We start from the raw sequence: 16,654 nt of genomic DNA on the forward strand, positions 1-16,654 counted from the left end.
ACCTGCCATGAACCACGTCACCCCGGGCGCACAGATGAAAGTGCGCGGCATCCACAAACGCTTTGGCGCTTTCGCCGCGCTCAACGACGTGTCCCTCGACATCGCCGCTGGCGAGCTGGTGTGCCTGCTCGGCCCCTCGGGCTGCGGCAAGACCACCCTGCTGCGCTGCATCGCCGGCCTGGAGCGCCAGGACCGCGGCACGCTGTACATCGGCGACCGCGATATCTCCGAGCTGCCGCCCCAGGCCCGTGACTACGGCATCCTGTTCCAGTCCTACGCGCTGTTCCCCAACCTCACCGTCGAAGCCAACATCGCCTATGGCCTGACCGGCAGCAACCGCGAGGCCTCGCGCCAGCGGGTGAGCGAGATGCTCGAGCTGGTGGGCCTGGCCGGCAGTGAGAAGAAATACCCCGGCCAGCTCTCCGGCGGCCAGCAGCAGCGCGTGGCCCTGGCCCGCGCCTTGGCGCCGTCGCCCTCGCTGCTGCTGCTCGACGAGCCCATGTCGGCCCTCGACGCCCGTGTTCGCGAGCACCTGTGCACCGAGCTGCGCCAGCTGCAACGCCAGCTGGGCATCACCACGCTGATGGTCACCCACAACCAGGACGAGGCCATGCTGATGGCTGACCGCATAGCCGTGATGAACAACGGCCAGGTCGAGCAATACGCCACGCCCCAGGAAATCTACGACCAGCCGGCCACACCCTTCGTCGCGGAGTTCGTCGGCCAGGGCAACTGGCTGCCGTTCCAGCGCAGCAGCAATAGCCACGCCCAGGTCGGTGGCATGCACATGCGCCTGGCCGACAACGCCAGCGCCGTCAGCAGCGGCCGACTGTTCTGCCGGCCCGAGGCGATCACCGTCAACCCGGTGGTGCACGAGGAAAACCTGTTCCCGGCCAAGGTTCGGGAAGTCACCTTCCTCGGCAACCGATGCCGCATGAGCTTCGAGCTCGAAGCCCTGCCGGGCCATGCGCTACTCGCGGAGCTTGCGCCCGAAGCCATGCCGCGCCTGGGTTCGCAGGACATCTGGGTGGCCCTGCCGCCGCAGAGCCTGCAGGTGTTCGCCTGAGATGGCCGCGCCCATGACCCTGCCGCTCACTCACGGCAACGACAGGCCACGCACCGGCGTCGCCCTGGGGGACCGACTGTTCGTCGTCGGTGGCAAGAGCCTGTTGCTGGGCCTGCTGGTGCTGGCGGTGCTGCTGCCGTTGCTGGCGATCTTCTGGCGTGGCTTCAGCGCTGAAGCCGGGCAGGGCGGGGGACTGCTGGCCGCCCGCGAACTGTTTGCCAGCGCGAACTTCCACTGGCTGCTCGGCAACAGCCTGTCGGTAGCCCTCACCGTTGCCGCCATCGTCGTGCCGCTCGCCTACCTGTTCGCCTATGCCCTGCAACGCACGCTGATCCCGGCCAAGGGGCTGTGGCGCGGCATTTCGCTGCTGCCGTTGTTGGCGCCGTCGATGCTGCCGGCGATCGCGCTGGTCTATCTGTTCGGTAACCAGGGCCTGCTGCGCGGGCTGCTCAGCGACAACATCTACGGCTTCTGGGGCATCGTGCTTGGCGAGGCCATCTACACCTTCCCCCATGCGTTGATGATCCTGCTCTCGGCGCTGTCACTGGCCGACGCACGGCTGTTCGATGCCGCTTCGAGCATGGGCGCGGGACCTGCCCGGGCATTCTTCAGCATCACCTGGCCGGCCACGCGCCAGGCGGTGTTCGCGGCGTTCTGCCTGGTGTTCACCCTGACCATCACCGACTTCGGCGTGCCGGTAGTGGTCGGTGGTGATTACCAGGTGCTGGCGCTGGAAGCCTACAAGGCGGTGGTCGGCCAGCAGCAGTTCGGCCGTGGTGCGCTGATCGGCATGGTGCTGCTGGTGCCGGCGCTGCTCAGTTTTACCGTGGATGCCTGGCTGCGCCGCCGCCAGGGCGAGGCCATGAGCGGCCGCGCCCAGGTGTTCGAGCCCAAGCCGTCGAGGCTGCGTGATGGCTGCTACCTGGCGATCGTGTTGCTGGTCTGCACGGCGCTGCTGGCGGTGATCGGCATGGCGGTGTACTCGTCGCTGGTCAAGTTCTGGCCGTACAACCTGTCGCTGTCGCTCAAGCACTACATGTTCGAAGACACTGCCGGCGGCGGCTGGCTGGCCTATCGCAACAGCGTGACCATGGCCATCGGCACCGCGCTGATCGGCAGCGTGGTGATCTTCACCGGTGCCTACCTGATGGAGAAGACCCAAGGCCAGCGCCTGCTCAATCAGCTGCTGCGCCTGCTCAGCTTCATCCCCATGGCGGTGCCCGGCCTGGTGCTGGGCCTGGGCTACGTGTTCTTCTTCAACCTCAACGGCAACCCGTTACACGTGTTCTACGGCAGCATGGCGCTGCTGGTGGTGTGTACCATCGCCCACTACCTGACCACCGCGCAGATGACCGCCACCACCGCCCTGCGCCAGCTCGACGGTGAGTTCGAAGCCGCCGCGCTGTCGCTCAAGGCGCCGCTGTACAAGCACTTCGTGCGGGTCACCGTGCCGATCTGCCTGCCCGCGCTGCTGGACATCATCCGCTACCTGTTCGTCTCGGCGATGACCACCGTGTCGGCGGCGATCTTCCTCTACAGCCCCGACACCATCCTCGCCGCCGTTGCCGTGCTGAACATGGATGACGCCGGCAACGTTGGCGGCGCCGCTGCCATGTCGACCCTGATCCTTTTGACCAGCGCCGCCGCCTCCCTGCTGTTGGCCGGCGCTTCGCGCGGCCTGCTGCGCCGCTCCCAGGCCTGGCGCCAACGCGCTCCCGGCCATTGACCGACTGCCCATACCAATAGGAACCGCATCATGTTCAAGCCCCTCGCACTTGCCGCTGCCGTATCCGCCGTGTTCAGCCTGCAGGCTTCGGCCGCGACCCAGCTGACCGTCTACACCGCCCTGGAGGCCGAGCAGCTCAAGAGCTACAAGCAGGCCTTCGAGAAGGCCAACCCGGACATCGAGATCAAATGGGTGCGCGACTCCACCGGCATCATCACGGCCAAGCTGCTGGCCGAAAAAGAGCGCCCACAGGCTGACGCCGTGTGGGGCCTGGCGGCCTCCAGCCTGGCCATCCTCGACCAGAACGGCATGCTTGAAGCCTATGCGCCGAAGGACCTGGGCAAGATCTCGCCCAACTACCGCGACGCCGCCAATCCACCGGCCTGGGTGGGCATGGACGTGTGGGCCGCGACGATCTGCTTCAACACTGTCGAAGCCGAGAAGCAGGGCCTGAGCAAGCCGGTGAGCTGGCAGGACCTGACCAAGCCTGAGTACAAGGGCGAGATCGTCATGCCCAACCCGGCCTCGTCCGGTACGGGCTTCCTCGATGTGAGCGCCTGGTTGCAAACCTTCGGCGAGCCTCAGGGCTGGGCCTACATGGACGCACTGCACCAGAACATCGGCCAGTATGTTCATTCCGGCTCCAAGCCATGCAAGCTGGCGGCGGCAGGTGAGTTCCCGATCGGCATCTCGTTCGAGTACCCGGCCGTGCAGCTCAAGCGCCAGGGCGCCCCGCTGGACATTGTCCTGCCCAAGGAGGGCCTGGGCTGGGAGATCGAGGCCACGGCGGTGATCAAGGGCTCGCCGAAAGCCGATGCCGCCAAGCGCCTGGCCGACTTCTCCGCCAGCCCTGCCGCCATGGAGCTGTACAAGGAGAACTTCGCGGTGCTCGCCGCCCCCGGCATCGCCAAGCCGCAGACCGAACTGCCGGCCGACTATGAGCAGCGCCTGATCAAGAACGACTTCGCCTGGGCCTCGAAGAACCGCGACCAGATTCTCGCTGAGTGGCGCAAGCGCTACGACGGCAAGTCGGAGAAAGTCGCCCAGCAGTAAGGCCCTCATCGCGGGGCAAGCCGGCTTCTACACTCAAGAAGCGGGCCTGCCCCGCGATAGCGTCAGCCCAGGCAACGCAGGAGTCCACGCAATGCCAACTTCTTCCCGGATCATCGACGACACCTTCGCCCTGTACGAGCGTCATGGCAGCGCCGACTACATCGGCGAGGCCATCACCCAGCTCGAGCACATGTCCCAGGCAGCCCAACTGGCCATGGCCGAAGGCTACGACGACGAAGTGATCCTAGCCGCCTTCTTCCACGACATCGGCCACCTGTGCGAGGGCGAGGACATGGGTGGTTATGGCGTCGTCAGCCATGAGCGCATTGGTGCCGAATATTTGCGCCGGTGTGGTTTCAGCGAGCGGCTGGCCAGGCTGGTGCAGTACCACGTCGAGGCCAAGCGCTACCTGACCTTGCGCCAGCCCGGATACTACGACCGTTTGAGTGAAGCCAGCCGACGCACCTTGGCGTACCAGGGTGGAGTGATGAACGATGCCGAAGCCGATGCGTTCGAGGCCGACCCGCTGTTCGGGGTCAGCCTGCGCCTGCGCGAGTGGGACGAGATGGCCAAGCAGGTCGGGGTGCCAGTGATGGATCTGCAAGTGTTGAAGGCAAAGGCATTGGCCGTGCTCTGAACAATCTGGCGATTCTCCCTGCTGCAAGATCCCGCATCACTTCTCCCGGTGTTTGCTCCGTTCCTCTCCCCATACTTCTCATCCTGGCAGCCCGCTTGTCGTAATGGTGGGTATGGTGTTGATAATTGTCTTTCGGTGGTTATACTAACCACCGATCGGCCGGCCCAAGGAATGGGTGAATGAACAGCCGTGAAATGATTGCTGTGATCGAGGCGGATGGCTGGTATCTGGTGCGCTCCAAAGGCAGCCACCATCATTTCAAGCATCCTGAAAAAGCCGGGCTGGTCACCATCCCGCATCCCAAGAAAGACCTGCTGCCCGCGACTGCGGCCAGCATTCTGCGCCAGGCACGCATCAGCTACGCCAGCTGACGAGGAGACCATCACCATGTTGTTCCCCATCGCGATCCTCCCCGGTGACGACCAGCACGCCTGGGGCGTGGAAGTCCCGGATATCCCCGGCTGCTTTTCGGCGGGCGAAGACCTCGACGACGCTATCGCCATGGCGCGTGAAGCGATCGAAGGCCACCTCGAACTGCTGGCCCAGGACCAGCAGGAAATCCCCAGGGCCAGCAAGGTCGGCGTGCATGCGGCCAATCCCGCCTATGCCGGCTGCACCTGGGCATTGATCGATATCGACATCACCCGCTACCTGGGCAAGGCCGAGAAGCTCAACATCACCTTGCCGGCGTACCTGCTCACCCGCATCGACAGCTACGTACAGAACCACCCGGAGCACAAGAGCCGTTCGGGCTTCCTGGCCGAAGCGGCGCTCAGGATCCTGCAGGGTGACGGCAAATGATCAGGCGATCTTGCCCTTGGGCAATCGCACGCTGACCCGCAACCCGCCCCCTTGCCGATTCACCAGCGTGAGTTCGCCGCCATGGCTGGAAACGATGCGCTGGGCGATGCTCAGCCCCAGCCCATAGCCGCCAGAGGCCTGGTTGCGTGAGCCCTCGCCGCGCACGAAAGGCTCGGTGACAGTCGCCAGCAAGCCCGGGTCGATGCCCGGGCCGCGATCGTCGATATGGATGTACCCATCGGTTGGCGTGCTTTCCAGCTCCACCGCGACCTCCCTGGCATAGCGCAGGGCATTGACCAGCAGGTTTTGCAGGCACCGTTGCAGCAGCAGGGCGTCTACCTGGGCCAGGCCCACCTGACCATGGATCGGCAAGGGCTCTTCGGCGCTGGCCAAATCCGCGCATTGGCGTGCCACCAGGCGGTCGAGGTCGACCGCTTGCAGGTTCTGCTGCTCGCCCGCCCGCAAGTAGTCGAGCACCTGGCCGATCATGCCGTCCATCTGCGCGATGTTCTGGCGCAGGCGTTCCTTGTGTTCGCTGTCCTCCAGCCGTTCCAGGCGCAGGCGCATGCGCGTCAGCGGTGTACGCAGGTCGTGGGACACGGCGGCGAGGAAGTAGGCCTTGTCGTTGAGCATGCGGATCAGCCGCTGCTGCATGGCGTTGAAGGCCTGGGCGGCGTGCCGCACTTCCTCGGGGCCGTCCAGCGGCAACGGCGCCTGTTCCAGATTGCCTCCCAGGCCACGGGCGGCATCGGCCAGGCGGCGCAGCGGGCGCAGGCACAGACGTACCGCCACCAGGCACACCACCAGCACGGCGGCGATGCGCAGGGCATAGACCCGCAGCAGGTAGTCGCTGATCAGCACCCACGCCGACTCGCCACTCCAGCCCTGCAACTCCTGGCCATCGATGACCAGCCAGTGGCCATCGGCGAGGGGTACGGCAAACTCGATATGCGCCTGGGCGGTGCGCAAGCCGAACAGGCTGCGCCAGACGATGGGCTGGCCCAGTTCGTCGGTGAGCCGGACCTTGAGCAACCTCGGCCGCGCATCGCCCCCCAGTTCGTAGGCCAGTGCCTGATGCAGCAACAGCTCGATGCGTCGCCAGCCTCGCCGTTGGTCATGCTCACCTTCGGGCGGCGCTTCGGCGCAACGTAGCTGGTAATGCTTCGGTACCTGGCGTGCCGCGCCATGGCACTCGGCCTGGGCGATCAGGGGGGCGCTGCGCGCCGCGATCAATCGCACCGGCGCTTCCAGCACCTGGGCGAAGCGAACGTCGAACCAGATGCTGCTGGACATCAGCTGGATCACCAGGGTGCCGCTGATCATGATCAGCAGCAGTTGGCCGAACAGCGTGCGCGGCCACAGCCGGCGAAGCAGCCGCACCTCAGGCGCCCAGCGCTTCGCGGGCCAGGCTCAGCAGATAGCCTTCGTTGCGGATGGTGAGGATCTGCGCGCCTTGGCCTGGCGCCCGGCGCAGTTGCTGGCGCAGGCGGCTGATGCACATGTCCACCGAGCGGTCGTCGGGCAGATGGTCGCGGCCGAACGCGCTGCGTGTCAGGTGGTCCCTCGAGACCACGCGGTTGTTGGCGTCCAGCAGTTCACGCAGCACACGGTAGTCGGAGCGTGGCAGGTTGAAGGCTTGGCCGTCCGGGTGAACGAGCAACCGTTTGACGTGATCGAGACGCAAGCCTGCAAACAGTTGTGCCTCGCTGGCCGACGTTTCGGGCTCTGCCTCCAGACGCTGGGGGCGGCGCAGCACAGCCTTGATCCGGGCGACCAGTTCGCGCGGCTCGAAGGGTTTGGCCAGGTAATCATCGGCGCCTACTTCCAGGCCGATGATGCGGTCCAGGGTGCTGCCCCTGGCCGACAGCATCACCACCGCCAAGCCCGGCTGCGCCTGCAACTGCCGGCACAGGCTCAGGCCGTCCTCGCCGGGCAGCATCAGGTCGAGTACCACCAGGTCGACCTTGTGCCGGGTCAACTGCGCGTGCATCTGCTCTCCATCGGCGGCTGCGATTACCTGGTAGCCGGCGTCTGTCAGGTAATCGCAGAGAAGTTCGCGGATCTCGTCGTCATCGTCGACGACCAGCAAGGTCGTGCTCATGGTTGTGGGGTACCTGTGCAAAGGGGAACCGTGAGGCTCATTACGTTCGATTACATCCCCGTACATCCCGTCCATGGAGCCGAAGGGGCAGATGCCTAGAATCGTAACAAAAAATCATCTGCGAATACGAAGCCTTCCCAAATGGTATGCAAGAGCATCATGACTGACACAACCCCCTGGGTCCGAGGCGGCAGTCGCCTCTCCCCGCTTGCCTTCTTCGTGGCCCTCGGGCTTAGCGGCACAGCCTTCGCTGACGGTCCGGTGCTGGAACTGGGCGCCACCAACATCGACAGCAGTGCGCTGCCACTGGCCGACGACAGCGGCCAGATCGGCTACACCGTGCAGAACACACGCAGCTCCACAGGCTTGCAGCTGACACCCCGGCAGACGCCGCAGTCGGTCACCAGCATCACCCGCCAGCAAATGGAAGACCGTGATATCCACACCCTCGAGCAGGCCCTGGACACCACGCCGGGCGTGAGCATGAGCAAGATGGAAGTGGGCGGGCGCACCGACTTCCGCGCCCGTGGCTACTCGATCAGCAACTGGAAGATCGACGGCTTGCAGTTCCCCGGCGGTTCGGACTTCAGTGGCGGCGGCAATGCGCTGAACATGGACCTGTACGAGCGCATCGACATCGTCCGTGGCGCCAACGGCCTGCTCGGTGGCACCGGCGACCCCTCGGCCACCGTCAACCTGATCCGCAAGGCGCCGACCCGGACCTTCGGCGGCAGCGCCTACGCCACCTACGGCAGCTGGGACAAGCGCCGCCTGGGTGCCGACCTGAACCTGCCGCTGTCCGAGGACGGCCGCCTGCGTTCGCGTCTGGTCATGACCCAGCAGGACGCCGGCTCGTTCCGCGACAACCAGTCCGAACGCTCCCGCGCGGCCCTGGCCAACTTCGAATTCGACCTGGACGATGCCACCACCCTGGGTGCGGGCTACCAGTACGAGTACAGCAAAGTGGTCGGCGGCGGCTGGGGCGCCAACATCCCGATCTGGTACGGCGACGGCAGCAAGACCGACCTGCCGCGCAGCACCAACGTGGTACCCAGCTGGAGCTTTGGCGAGTACATCACCCGCACCGCCTTCGGCTCGCTGGCGCACCGTTTCGACAACGACTGGAGTCTGGACCTGAAGGTTGCGCAGAGCAGTGGCGAGGCGCTCAACCACCGTGGCCTGGCCAAGGTCAACTCGTCCGGTCGCGGTGTCTACGGCGGCTACTGGAACCAGGACGGCAGCGGCGCTGTGCTCAACGGCCTGCACAGCTCCACCGACACCACCCAGCAATCGGCGCAGATCGACCTGTCCGGCCCATTCCAACTGTTCGGGCGCACCCATCAGGCGATGGTCGGCTACAACGACAGCCGCACCGTGGCCTGGTCACCGCAGTACACCTGCAGTATGGTTGGCGGCGGCAAGGCAGTGAACAGTGGCGTGGGTTGCCAGTACCGGGCGAACAATGGCCTGGGGCTGGGCAACTGGCTCGACGGCGTGGACGACGACTACGCCATGCTGGCCTCGAAAACCGGCCTGCACAGCAAGACCACCACCCGTCTGCAGGGCATGTATGCCGCCACCCGCCTGAGCGTCACCGACCCCCTGTCGCTCATCCTCGGTGTGCGCAGCACCGACTATTCGGCCACTACCGTCAGCGTCAACGGTGCGCGCAGCAACCAGCAGAACAATGGCATCGTCACCCCTTACCTGGGCGCGGTGTACGACCTGGACGACAACTACTCGCTGTACGCCAGCTACACCGACATCTTCAACCCGCAGAGCGAAGAGAGCGCCAGCGGCACCAAGGTCGAGCCGATCCGTGGCCAGAGCTACGAAACCGGGATCAAGGGTGAATGGTTCGATGGTCGCCTGAACGCGTCCGCGGCCTACTTCCGCACCAGGCAGGAAAACAAGGCGGTGATGGACGGCGACCTGCTGACGCCGACCGGCGCCACTGCCTACAAGGCCGGTTCCGGCCAGGAAACCGACGGTATCGACCTGGAAGTCGCCGGCGCCCTGACCCCGAACTGGAACGTCTATGCCGGCTACACCTACCTGCACTTCCGCCGCCTGGACAGCGACGGGCGCAGCGATCCTTCGCACCTGTTCAAGGCCTCGACCACCTATAGCCTGTCTGGCCCGCTGGACCGCCTGACCCTGGGCGCTGGCGTGAGTGCGCAAAGCAACATCCGCGCGGTGTCCACCCCTGCCGGGCAGCCGAGCAACGGCGTCAGCCGCAGCGCCACCGACGTCAACTGGTCGGGCTATGCGATCTGGAATGCCATGGCCAAGTACCAACTGACCGACGACACCAGCGTCAGCCTCAACGCCAACAACCTGTTCGACAAGCATTACTACACCCGTTACGGGTTCTATGCCGGGGCAATCTATGGCGACCCGCGCAACCTGGCGGTGACGGTGAGCACGGCGTTCTAGAACAGCTTTTGATACCGTTGATGCTGGTTGATTTTTGATCATGTTCCTTATACGTTACATTCATATAAATTTGTCACGTATAAAGAACATGGACCACTCATTGATCGTTGAGCGCCTGGGCGCGCAGGTTCGCACGCGAAGGCTTAACCGGGGATTGACCCAGCAGGCGCTCGCAACCTTGGCCGGTATCACCCGGCAAAAGATCATTGCCATGGAGAAAGGTAGCCTGTCAGTGGCCATCGGGGCATATGCACGTGCATTGGCGGCGCTCGGCTGCGAACTGCAGGTCATAGCGGCGGTGATGCCGACGCTTGACGAAATCGAGGGGATGTTCGAATGACGCCGCTGATAGTCGCGACACCCGAGGGTGACAGTGGAGCATTGCTGACCAGTGCAGGCGACTACCTCTTCCGCTATGGCCCGCACACCGTTGCTGATGCGGCGATCAGCCTGTTGATGCCGGTCCGCACCGAGGAATACAGGCATCGCGAGCTGCATCCGGTGTTCCAGATGAACTTGCCCGAAGGGTATGTGCTCGAGCAATTGCGCAACCGCCTGGCGAAGATCGTTCAGGTCGACCCCATGCTTCTCCTGGCGTTGTCCGGCAGCAGTTCGCCGATCGGGCGTGTGCATGTCAGTTCGCAGGTAGTGGACACATTGCTGCGGCGGCAGACGTTTCCGGGAGAGAAGCTGGCGAACATCCTTTCATGGGATGGGGGAGAGGATATCTTCGCCGATCTGGTGGATCGCTACATTCTGCGCGCAGTATCGTCGGAAATGGTGATGCCCACCTGAAAAATTTCGGGTTGTTGTACACCGATCCTCTTCGAGGCGATGCGCGCCTGGCTCCGGCGTACGACATCGTCAATACCACGGCTTACATACCGGAAGACGTGCTGGCGCTTTCGCTATCCGGCAACAAATCCTTGTTTGCGTCGCGGCAAGGCTTGCTGGACTTCGCACCGCTTTGCGACGTGAGCAACCCGGCTGAAGTCATTCGCAATCAGCTTGAAGCATTGGAGCGAACACTGGCCAGGGAGTCCGCGCTTTGCGATCAGGCACCCAAGGTGGTTGCCGCCATCAAGGCGAGCGCGGCGCCGTTCATTCAGACTTTTGGTTGAGCGGCGTTTCCTGTCCGGGCGCGGCATGCGAAGTGGCCATGGTCACATCCAGATGATCATCGAGCTGTTCCCAATCCTCGCCGAACAACTCCACCGGGTGCATGGTCCGGTCCGCGCCATTGCCGCAGGCCAGCGCCTTGGCTGGGCAGTACAGGTCGCAGCCCCAGCAGATCCGTTCGGGATGGCTGGGGTTCGTGGGAAATCGCTTGGCCATGGTCTCCCTCCATGAAGTGGATGCCTGCGCTCAGGCTATGCCGCGCATGGCCAAGGGGTTTGATCCGGATCAATACCGCTAGCGGATCGGCCCGGGCGCCTGCACCTGCTTCATCAAGTCGTCATTCCACTGCCCCTCCACCTGCACATGCGCGGCGGCGCCGAGCATCACCGCCTCGATCAGGTTGTGGTTGAGGTAGGTGTACACGCCGGGCTGGCGGAAGGTGTACAACGCCGCCCCCGCCGCGCCGCCGGGGATGAACCAGGTCTCCAGGTTGCGCTGCGGCGGGTTGGCGAACTTGCCCGAGGCCCAGACGTAGTCGCCGTGGCCGCCGATCAGGTGCGGGCGAGTATCACGGTTGGCCTGGGAATGGACGATCAGCACGGTCTCGCCCACCTTGGCGGTGAGCGCCTGCTTGCCGGTCAGGGCGCCGACGCTGCCGTTGAACACCACATGGCTGGGCACCAGCCCCTTCATCAGCTGGCTCATGTCACCGAAGCTGGCCATGGGGTTGGCGTAGCGCTTGTACTTGCCGTCCTTGTCGCGGGGGATGTAGTAGTCCTGCTCGCCGATATACCAGACCTTGTCGTACTGCAATGGGCGGCCCTCGGGGTCTTTCAGGCCGTCGCGGGGCAGCACCATGATCGCGCCGTTCATGCCGCACACCACATGCCAGGGAATCATCGCCCCGCCCGGCGCGCAGTGATACACGAACACCCCGGCACGGTCGGCCTTGAAGCGCAGCACCACCTGCTCGCCAGGCTTCACATGGGTCAGCTCACCGCCGCCGAGGGCGCCGGTGGAGGCGTGGAAGTCGATGTTGTGCATCATGCTGTTGCTGGCCGGGTTGACCAGCGTCAGCTCCACGTAGTCGCCTTCGTGCACCACCATCAGCGGGCCGGGCACCGAGCCGTTGAAGGTCATGGCGTGGATATAGGCACCGGCGCTGTCGACGGCCAGTTCCTTCTCCTCGATGACCATGCGGAACTCGACAATGCGCGGCTTGCCGGGAGCGCGCTGGCTGTGGGGGTGCACCTGTGGCGGTGCCACCAGTTCGACGCTCACCCGCTCCAGTTTCGCCAGGTCAGGCACCGGGCCGGCGGGGGGCGAAGCGGTCGCGGCCTGGGCCAGGCCACTGCCAAGCGCCGAGGCACCGACGCCCAGCAACACAGTGCCGGCCAGCATGCCACGCCGGGTCAGGGACACGCCTTCTTGCTCGTTCATGGGACTTCTCCTTAAGTCGACGAAAGTCGTCGGACGCAGGAATAGCCTTTTTGAGCGCAAGGTTTATTGAGCGAAAACAAAAAGAGAAGGGGCTGGACGATCTGTCGCACGGTGGGCGGTCCCCCGTAGCCATGGTATCCGACGGAAGAAGTGGCGATTCGCCTTGGCTTCCTGTAAAACCGCGCGAGCATTTCAAGGGCTTGAGTCGTTGTCGGGAGCGTAATGAGCATAATCAACAGACAGAGAGATGACATTCAAGGGCTCAGGGCCCTGGCTGTGCTCGCGGTAGTAATCTTTCACATCAACCATGGCTGGTTGCCAGGGGGATTCATCGGGGTAGACATATTTTTTGTCATTTCAGGCTACCTTATAACTGGCATCGTAATGGCGCAGAAGGAAAAAGGGACGTTCAGCTTCCTGTCGTTCTACAGTTCGCGCGTGCGACGTATAGCCCCGGCTTACTTCTTCTTATTGGCCGTTACCGCGATGGTCATGGCGGCGTTGCTCACGCCCAGAGATTTTAGCTCCTTCCATGACTCACTGAAGTCGGCAGCCTATTTCAACAGCAATAATTACTTCAGTCGCCAGAGTGATTATTTTGCCCCTTTGGCTCATGAGTTGCCGTTGCTTCATACCTGGTCTCTCGCCATAGAAATGCAGTTCTATCTTTTCTTGCCTGCATTGATCCTGCTGGTGCCGAGGCGTTATTTAAAAACTGTCCTTATCCTCTCCGTACTTGGGCTGTTCGGATACTCGGAGTTCCTCCTGCAGCAGGGCGAGCGGCAAGGTGTATATTTCTCCTTGTTGGCGCGTTTTCCTGAGTTCCTGATCGGCAGCCTACTGGCTACCTGGAGGGAGGCTGACAAATCCCGCAATCATGCCAACATAAGAGCAGGCGTTGGTCTGGCATTGCTATTGCTGGGCTTGGCTTTCATCTCCGAGGCCTCGCCTTTCCCTGGGTTGCTTGCATTATTGCCGTGCGTGGGCACTGCGCTGCTGATCAGAGCAAGGGGTAGTCTGGTCAACCGCTGGCTGTCAGGCAAAGCGATGGTCTTCATCGGTGGCTTGTCCTATTCGCTGTACCTTTGGCACTGGCCTGTACTGGCAGGGTTCCGCTACTTCTATGAGCGCTACGAGTTACCTTGGCTGGCACTGATGGTTTGCGCCATTCTGATCGTCGGTCTTTCCCTGATTTCTTATTACTGCGTAGAGCAGCCATTACGTCGGGCTTCAGGCCGACGGGGTGTTGTTAAACTGGTTGCCTGTTTCATTGTTGTCGTGGCATGTGTCCTGGGCGCCAAAGCGATAAATCCGCTGATCGTCGCGCCATTACCCGTTGAGCTTACGCGCTACGCACAACCTGAAACTATTTGCCATGGTCAGATCGTGGGCGAGTGCCTGCGTGGTGATCTGCAAGGTTCAACTGAAATTCTCTTGCTGGGCGACAGTCATGCCGCGCAGTTGAACAACTTCGCTGATGTGCTGGGGAAGTCGATTCATGCGCGAATCAGAGTCATCACAGCGAGTAGCTGTGTGCCGATAGCCGGATTCGACGAAGAGCGGATTTCAGAGTGGGCGAGAAAACCGTGTGCCAATCAGATCCTGCATGTCCAGAAACACTTGAACTCGGCCGATGCGGTAATTCTTGCGGGGATGTGGCAATACCATGCCTCCAGCGAGAAATTCATCAGTGCGCTTGAGCAATTCCTCGCAGATGCTGCGCTACGCGAGCAGCCGCTGATCGTGCTGGCACAAGTCCCAATGCTGACATCGAACGTGCAGCGAATGTATCGCTTCAACGAACTGGGCGCTTCAAGGGCAGCGCTTCTGGAGAAAACGTGGGCTCCCGCCAACGCGAAGATCAAGGAGTTGCTATCCAAGCACCCGGCCCAGGTTTTCTTTGAGCCGACAAAGCTCGCCTTGTTTGCCAGCCCGCCCTTTGCCAATGGGCAGTTGATCTATCAGGACGACCACCATTTGAACGAGGTCGGTTCCAAAGCCTATGGCGTGGCCGCGGCTGATGTGTTGGCCAAGGAACTGAGCCACCTCCAGCAGGTGGTCCAGCAGCAGAAACTCGCACGAGCACACCAGTAAGCCAAGCACTCACCAGTGCGGTGCAAGACACCGCACTGGTGGTGAGCCCGTGTGCCAAACGAGGGTAGAGCCCACTTTTCAGACGGGCAACAAAAAAGGCCTGCATCGCTGCAAGCCTTTGATTTATATGGTGCCGGCACCAGGAATCGAACCCGGGACCTACTGATTACAAGTCAGTTGCTCTACCATCTGAGCTATACCGGCACAGGGGCGTCATTATAGCGATGGATTCGGCGCTGTAAACCACTTCGTTGCATCCAGCGCACAAAACCCTAAGTCACCGAACTGAAAGGAGAATTTTCCTACCAGCCGCGGTGCATGGAGTTGACGCTTGGCTCGGGCTGGCCGGGGTTGAAGAACAGCTTGCCGTTGTCGCAGCCGCGCTTGCGGCAGCTGCCGTCGGCGTTGTGCAGGGGCAGGCCGCGGTCACCGCCCAGCTGCATGCCGGGCATGTTCCAGTTCAACGGGGCCGGCTTGCTGCTTGGCAGGCTGTTGGCGCAGCCGGTCATGGTCAGGGCGAGGGTCAGCAGGGCGAAAGGCTTGGTGTGTTTCACGATGTTCGAGTCCGTTCCGGGATCAGTCTTTGTTCAGGATGCGCTGGATGGTGCCGCCGCAGGCCATGTAGCAGGAGTCGTAGTCATTGCCGCAACTGTAGCTGCTCCCTGTGTTGAAGGGGTAGCTCGGGTAGTGGCAACTGTGACGCGCTTCCTTCTTGCTCTTGCCGTTCTGGCAGTACTGGTAGGCCCTCATCTCGGCCTGGTACAGCGCACGTTCGCTGTTGTCCTGCAGGCGGGCCATCTGCTGGCAGTGGTTGCGCTCCGTCGAACAGCTGTTGATGCAGTTCATGCCATGCGCGCTGGGCGGTGGCGAGTATCTATAGGTGTAGCTCGGGCCGCAGCCGGTCAGAGCCAGGGCCAGGCAGGCCAGCACGAGGGCGGCCAGACCATTGTGGAAAAGTGCCATGGGTGTTGCAGTCCTTGATCATTCGTCACTGAACTCCAGCAAATCGCCGGGCTGGCAGTTCAGGGCGCGACACAGCTTCTCCAGGGTCTCGATCTTGAAACCCTTGATCTTGCCGTTCTTCAGCAGCGACAGGTTCGCTTCCGTGATACCGATGATTTCCGCCAGGTCCTTGGAACGCATTTTGTTCCGGGCCATGACGACGTCGAGGCGGATGATTATCGGCATAGGAAGCAGTCAGACATAACAGTTGTGTTCATCGCTGATGGTCTTGGCGTCACGCATGAGCAGCGAGAAGGCACACAGCAGGATGCCTTTCATGATCTCGTAGACAGCCTGCGATGATACACCGATCGAGAAGCTGAAGCTCCTTTCGCCGGCCGGCAGGTCGATGGCCAGGGCCAGGCCCTGCAAGGTGTAGGTCACCGGCCACAGCAGCGGGGTGAAGATGCACAGCAGGCCGACCCACCACAGTAGCTTGATGTTGGCCGAGGTCCAGGTCTGCCCGCGCGAGAGGCGGTGGAAGAACAGGCCGGTCAGGCTGAGGGCCACAACGGAAATCAGCGTGGGAATCATGTCCACCGCCAGTACCAGGCCGATGGCCAGGGTGGATGCCTGGTAGCCGGGTTCGAGCAGCAGCGGCATCTGGTCGCCGTAGGCTTGCAGGTAGCCGTTGAAAATCTCGGGGAAGTCGAAGATGAAGAGCAAGGGCGTGATGGTCAGCTCGACGACCGCGGTTGTCCAGGCCAGGTAGGCGGCGAATGCGCCGATGGTGCGTAGGCGCGAACGCGCATAGGCCACGGATCTACTGTTCATGGGGTGCCTCCGTACAGTGATGAACGGAGCGGATTATTCTTGAATAATTATCGTAAAACAATAATTAATTTTGAGTTTGTCTCAATGGCGACGGTTTGTCGCAGGGGTGGCTTTGCTGGCTATTGCGGGGCAAACTGGCTCCTGCATGAACAGTGTGGGGATTATAATTTACGAAGCTTTCACCAAGCTTTACGGGGTCTTTCTTGTGAAGTCCATTTTCTCGAGAAATGATTAGTCTCAATCTATCATTTTGACTAAATCGATCAGCTAAGCTAATCTTGTGTTCATTATGTTGAACAGTAAAGCTTTCAAGCTCCTCTCCTCCTCCCGCCTGGTTTCCCGTGAACGTCACTGGACCGGCGACCTCTAGCGCCACCCTCCCTCTACAGCCGTAAACGTCTCTGT

At 62.5% G+C, this 16,654-nt stretch carries 17 protein-coding genes, 1 tRNA gene and 1 pseudogene; 10 read left to right on the forward strand and 9 right to left on the reverse strand.

The features are described from left to right. Nucleotides 1-7 precede the first annotated feature (7 nt). The 6 genes from LOY42_RS01420 (at nt 8) to LOY42_RS01445 (ending at nt 5,283) form a co-directional block, all read left to right on the forward strand. Nucleotides 8-1,066 (forward strand): putative 2-aminoethylphosphonate ABC transporter ATP-binding protein, encoded by a 1,059-nt coding sequence (locus LOY42_RS01420; protein ID WP_139674302.1) that lies wholly within the window; start codon nt 8-10, stop codon nt 1,064-1,066. A 1-nt stretch (nt 1,067) separates the two neighbouring features. Further along, nucleotides 1,068-2,792 carry a putative 2-aminoethylphosphonate ABC transporter permease subunit gene (locus LOY42_RS01425; RefSeq protein ID WP_198755328.1) on the forward strand — a complete coding sequence of 575 codons (1,725 nt, stop codon included), beginning with the start codon at nt 1,068-1,070 and terminating at the stop codon, nt 2,790-2,792. Between the two features lie 30 nt (nt 2,793-2,822). After that, nucleotides 2,823-3,845, forward strand: coding sequence for a putative 2-aminoethylphosphonate ABC transporter substrate-binding protein (locus LOY42_RS01430; protein WP_258599706.1), 1,023 nt, complete (start codon nt 2,823-2,825; stop codon nt 3,843-3,845). 91 nt (nt 3,846-3,936) lie between these two features. Then, nucleotides 3,937-4,482 carry a phosphonate degradation HD-domain oxygenase gene (locus LOY42_RS01435; protein WP_102681828.1) on the forward strand — a complete coding sequence of 182 codons (546 nt, stop codon included), beginning with the start codon at nt 3,937-3,939 and terminating at the stop codon, nt 4,480-4,482. A 179-nt stretch (nt 4,483-4,661) separates the two neighbouring features. Beyond that, nucleotides 4,662-4,853 carry a type II toxin-antitoxin system HicA family toxin gene (locus LOY42_RS01440; RefSeq protein WP_102681827.1) on the forward strand — a complete coding sequence of 64 codons (192 nt, stop codon included), beginning with the start codon at nt 4,662-4,664 and terminating at the stop codon, nt 4,851-4,853. A gap of 16 nt (nt 4,854-4,869) precedes the next feature. Further along, nucleotides 4,870-5,283, forward strand: coding sequence for a type II toxin-antitoxin system HicB family antitoxin (locus tag LOY42_RS01445; RefSeq protein WP_110697254.1), 414 nt, complete (start codon nt 4,870-4,872; stop codon nt 5,281-5,283). Here LOY42_RS01445 and LOY42_RS01450 read toward each other — a convergent pair whose 3' ends face one another. Together LOY42_RS01450 and LOY42_RS01455 are read right to left on the reverse strand one after the other, a co-directional pair. Then, nucleotides 5,284-6,663: an ATP-binding protein gene (locus tag LOY42_RS01450; protein WP_258599707.1), complete on the reverse strand. Its 1,380-nt coding sequence runs from the start codon at nt 6,661-6,663 to the stop codon at nt 5,284-5,286. 1 nt (nt 6,664) lies between these two features. Further along, entirely contained in the window at nt 6,665-7,384 is a 720-nt protein-coding gene (locus tag LOY42_RS01455; RefSeq protein ID WP_258599708.1) for a response regulator, read from the reverse strand. Nucleotides 7,385-7,543: 159 nt separating this feature from the next. Between LOY42_RS01455 and LOY42_RS01460 the strand changes: the two genes are divergently transcribed. The 3 genes and pseudogenes from LOY42_RS01460 (at nt 7,544) to LOY42_RS01470 (ending at nt 10,941) form a co-directional block, all read left to right on the forward strand. Next, a complete protein-coding gene (locus LOY42_RS01460; protein ID WP_408981067.1) occupies nt 7,544-9,820 on the forward strand; it encodes a TonB-dependent siderophore receptor in 2,277 nt (758 codons plus the stop codon). An 88-nt stretch (nt 9,821-9,908) separates the two neighbouring features. After that, nucleotides 9,909-10,160, forward strand: coding sequence for a helix-turn-helix domain-containing protein (locus LOY42_RS01465; RefSeq protein ID WP_094010985.1), 252 nt, complete (start codon nt 9,909-9,911; stop codon nt 10,158-10,160). Further along, nucleotides 10,157-10,941 (forward strand): annotated as a pseudogene (locus tag LOY42_RS01470) (HipA N-terminal domain-containing protein). Before LOY42_RS01465 ends, LOY42_RS01470 begins: the two are co-directional and overlap by 4 nt. Here the strand turns inward: LOY42_RS01470 and LOY42_RS01475 are convergent. Both LOY42_RS01475 and nirK read right to left on the reverse strand, forming a co-directional pair. Beyond that, nucleotides 10,922-11,155: a DUF3079 domain-containing protein gene (locus LOY42_RS01475; RefSeq protein WP_258599710.1), complete on the reverse strand. Its 234-nt coding sequence runs from the start codon at nt 11,153-11,155 to the stop codon at nt 10,922-10,924. The pseudogene LOY42_RS01470 and the gene LOY42_RS01475 sit on opposite strands and share 20 nt — an antisense overlap. 78 nt (nt 11,156-11,233) lie before the next feature. Then, nucleotides 11,234-12,379: a copper-containing nitrite reductase gene (gene nirK / locus LOY42_RS01480; RefSeq protein WP_258599711.1), complete on the reverse strand. Its 1,146-nt coding sequence runs from the start codon at nt 12,377-12,379 to the stop codon at nt 11,234-11,236. Nucleotides 12,380-12,601: 222 nt separating this feature from the next. Between nirK and LOY42_RS01485 the strand changes: the two genes are divergently transcribed. Further along, on the forward strand, nt 12,602-14,473 hold the full coding sequence (locus LOY42_RS01485; protein WP_258599712.1) for an acyltransferase family protein: 1,872 nt from the start codon (nt 12,602-12,604) through the stop codon (nt 14,471-14,473). A 128-nt stretch (nt 14,474-14,601) separates the two neighbouring features. Here LOY42_RS01485 and LOY42_RS01490 read toward each other — a convergent pair. The 5 genes from LOY42_RS01490 to LOY42_RS01510 form a co-directional block, all read right to left on the reverse strand. Continuing rightward, nucleotides 14,602-14,677, reverse strand: a tRNA-Thr gene (locus LOY42_RS01490). A 98-nt stretch (nt 14,678-14,775) separates the two neighbouring features. Beyond that, the gene (locus LOY42_RS01495; protein ID WP_372241255.1) at nt 14,776-15,027 is read right to left on the reverse strand and encodes a hypothetical protein; all 252 of its coding nucleotides are present in this window, start codon (nt 15,025-15,027) and stop codon (nt 14,776-14,778) included. A 22-nt stretch (nt 15,028-15,049) separates the two neighbouring features. After that, entirely contained in the window at nt 15,050-15,436 is a 387-nt protein-coding gene (locus LOY42_RS01500; RefSeq protein WP_046853791.1) for a hypothetical protein, read from the reverse strand. Between the two features lie 18 nt (nt 15,437-15,454). Beyond that, the gene (locus tag LOY42_RS01505) at nt 15,455-15,661 is read right to left on the reverse strand and encodes a helix-turn-helix transcriptional regulator (protein ID WP_023629980.1); all 207 of its coding nucleotides are present in this window, start codon (nt 15,659-15,661) and stop codon (nt 15,455-15,457) included. A gap of 9 nt (nt 15,662-15,670) precedes the next feature. Next, entirely contained in the window at nt 15,671-16,249 is a 579-nt protein-coding gene (locus LOY42_RS01510; RefSeq protein ID WP_139674280.1) for a hypothetical protein, read from the reverse strand. Nucleotides 16,250-16,654: the final 405 nt, after the last annotated feature.

The sequence above is a fragment of the Pseudomonas sp. B21-023 genome, assembly GCF_024749165.1.
In the GTDB taxonomy this organism is placed as follows: Bacteria; Pseudomonadota; Gammaproteobacteria; order Pseudomonadales; family Pseudomonadaceae; genus Aquipseudomonas.

Coding starts and splice junctions, on each gene's coding strand:
- LOY42_RS01510 (WP_139674280.1), bottom strand. CDS start 16,249: ATGAACAGTAGATCCGTGGCCTATGCGCGTTCGCGCCTACGCACCATC.
- LOY42_RS01500 (WP_046853791.1), bottom strand. CDS start 15,436: ATGGCACTTTTCCACAATGGTCTGGCCGCCCTCGTGCTGGCCTGCCTG.
- LOY42_RS01485 (WP_258599712.1), top strand. CDS start 12,602: ATGAGCATAATCAACAGACAGAGAGATGACATTCAAGGGCTCAGGGCC.
- LOY42_RS01465 (WP_094010985.1), top strand. CDS start 9,909: ATGGACCACTCATTGATCGTTGAGCGCCTGGGCGCGCAGGTTCGCACG.
- LOY42_RS01435 (WP_102681828.1), top strand. CDS start 3,937: ATGCCAACTTCTTCCCGGATCATCGACGACACCTTCGCCCTGTACGAG.
- LOY42_RS01475 (WP_258599710.1), bottom strand. CDS start 11,155: ATGGCCAAGCGATTTCCCACGAACCCCAGCCATCCCGAACGGATCTGC.
- LOY42_RS01440 (WP_102681827.1), top strand. CDS start 4,662: ATGAACAGCCGTGAAATGATTGCTGTGATCGAGGCGGATGGCTGGTAT.
- nirK (WP_258599711.1), bottom strand. CDS start 12,379: ATGAACGAGCAAGAAGGCGTGTCCCTGACCCGGCGTGGCATGCTGGCC.
- LOY42_RS01430 (WP_258599706.1), top strand. CDS start 2,823: ATGTTCAAGCCCCTCGCACTTGCCGCTGCCGTATCCGCCGTGTTCAGC.
- LOY42_RS01460 (WP_408981067.1), top strand. CDS start 7,544: ATGACTGACACAACCCCCTGGGTCCGAGGCGGCAGTCGCCTCTCCCCG.
- LOY42_RS01505 (WP_023629980.1), bottom strand. CDS start 15,661: ATGCCGATAATCATCCGCCTCGACGTCGTCATGGCCCGGAACAAAATG.
- LOY42_RS01425 (WP_198755328.1), top strand. CDS start 1,068: ATGGCCGCGCCCATGACCCTGCCGCTCACTCACGGCAACGACAGGCCA.
- LOY42_RS01420 (WP_139674302.1), top strand. CDS start 8: ATGAACCACGTCACCCCGGGCGCACAGATGAAAGTGCGCGGCATCCAC.
- LOY42_RS01455 (WP_258599708.1), bottom strand. CDS start 7,384: ATGAGCACGACCTTGCTGGTCGTCGACGATGACGACGAGATCCGCGAA.
- LOY42_RS01445 (WP_110697254.1), top strand. CDS start 4,870: ATGTTGTTCCCCATCGCGATCCTCCCCGGTGACGACCAGCACGCCTGG.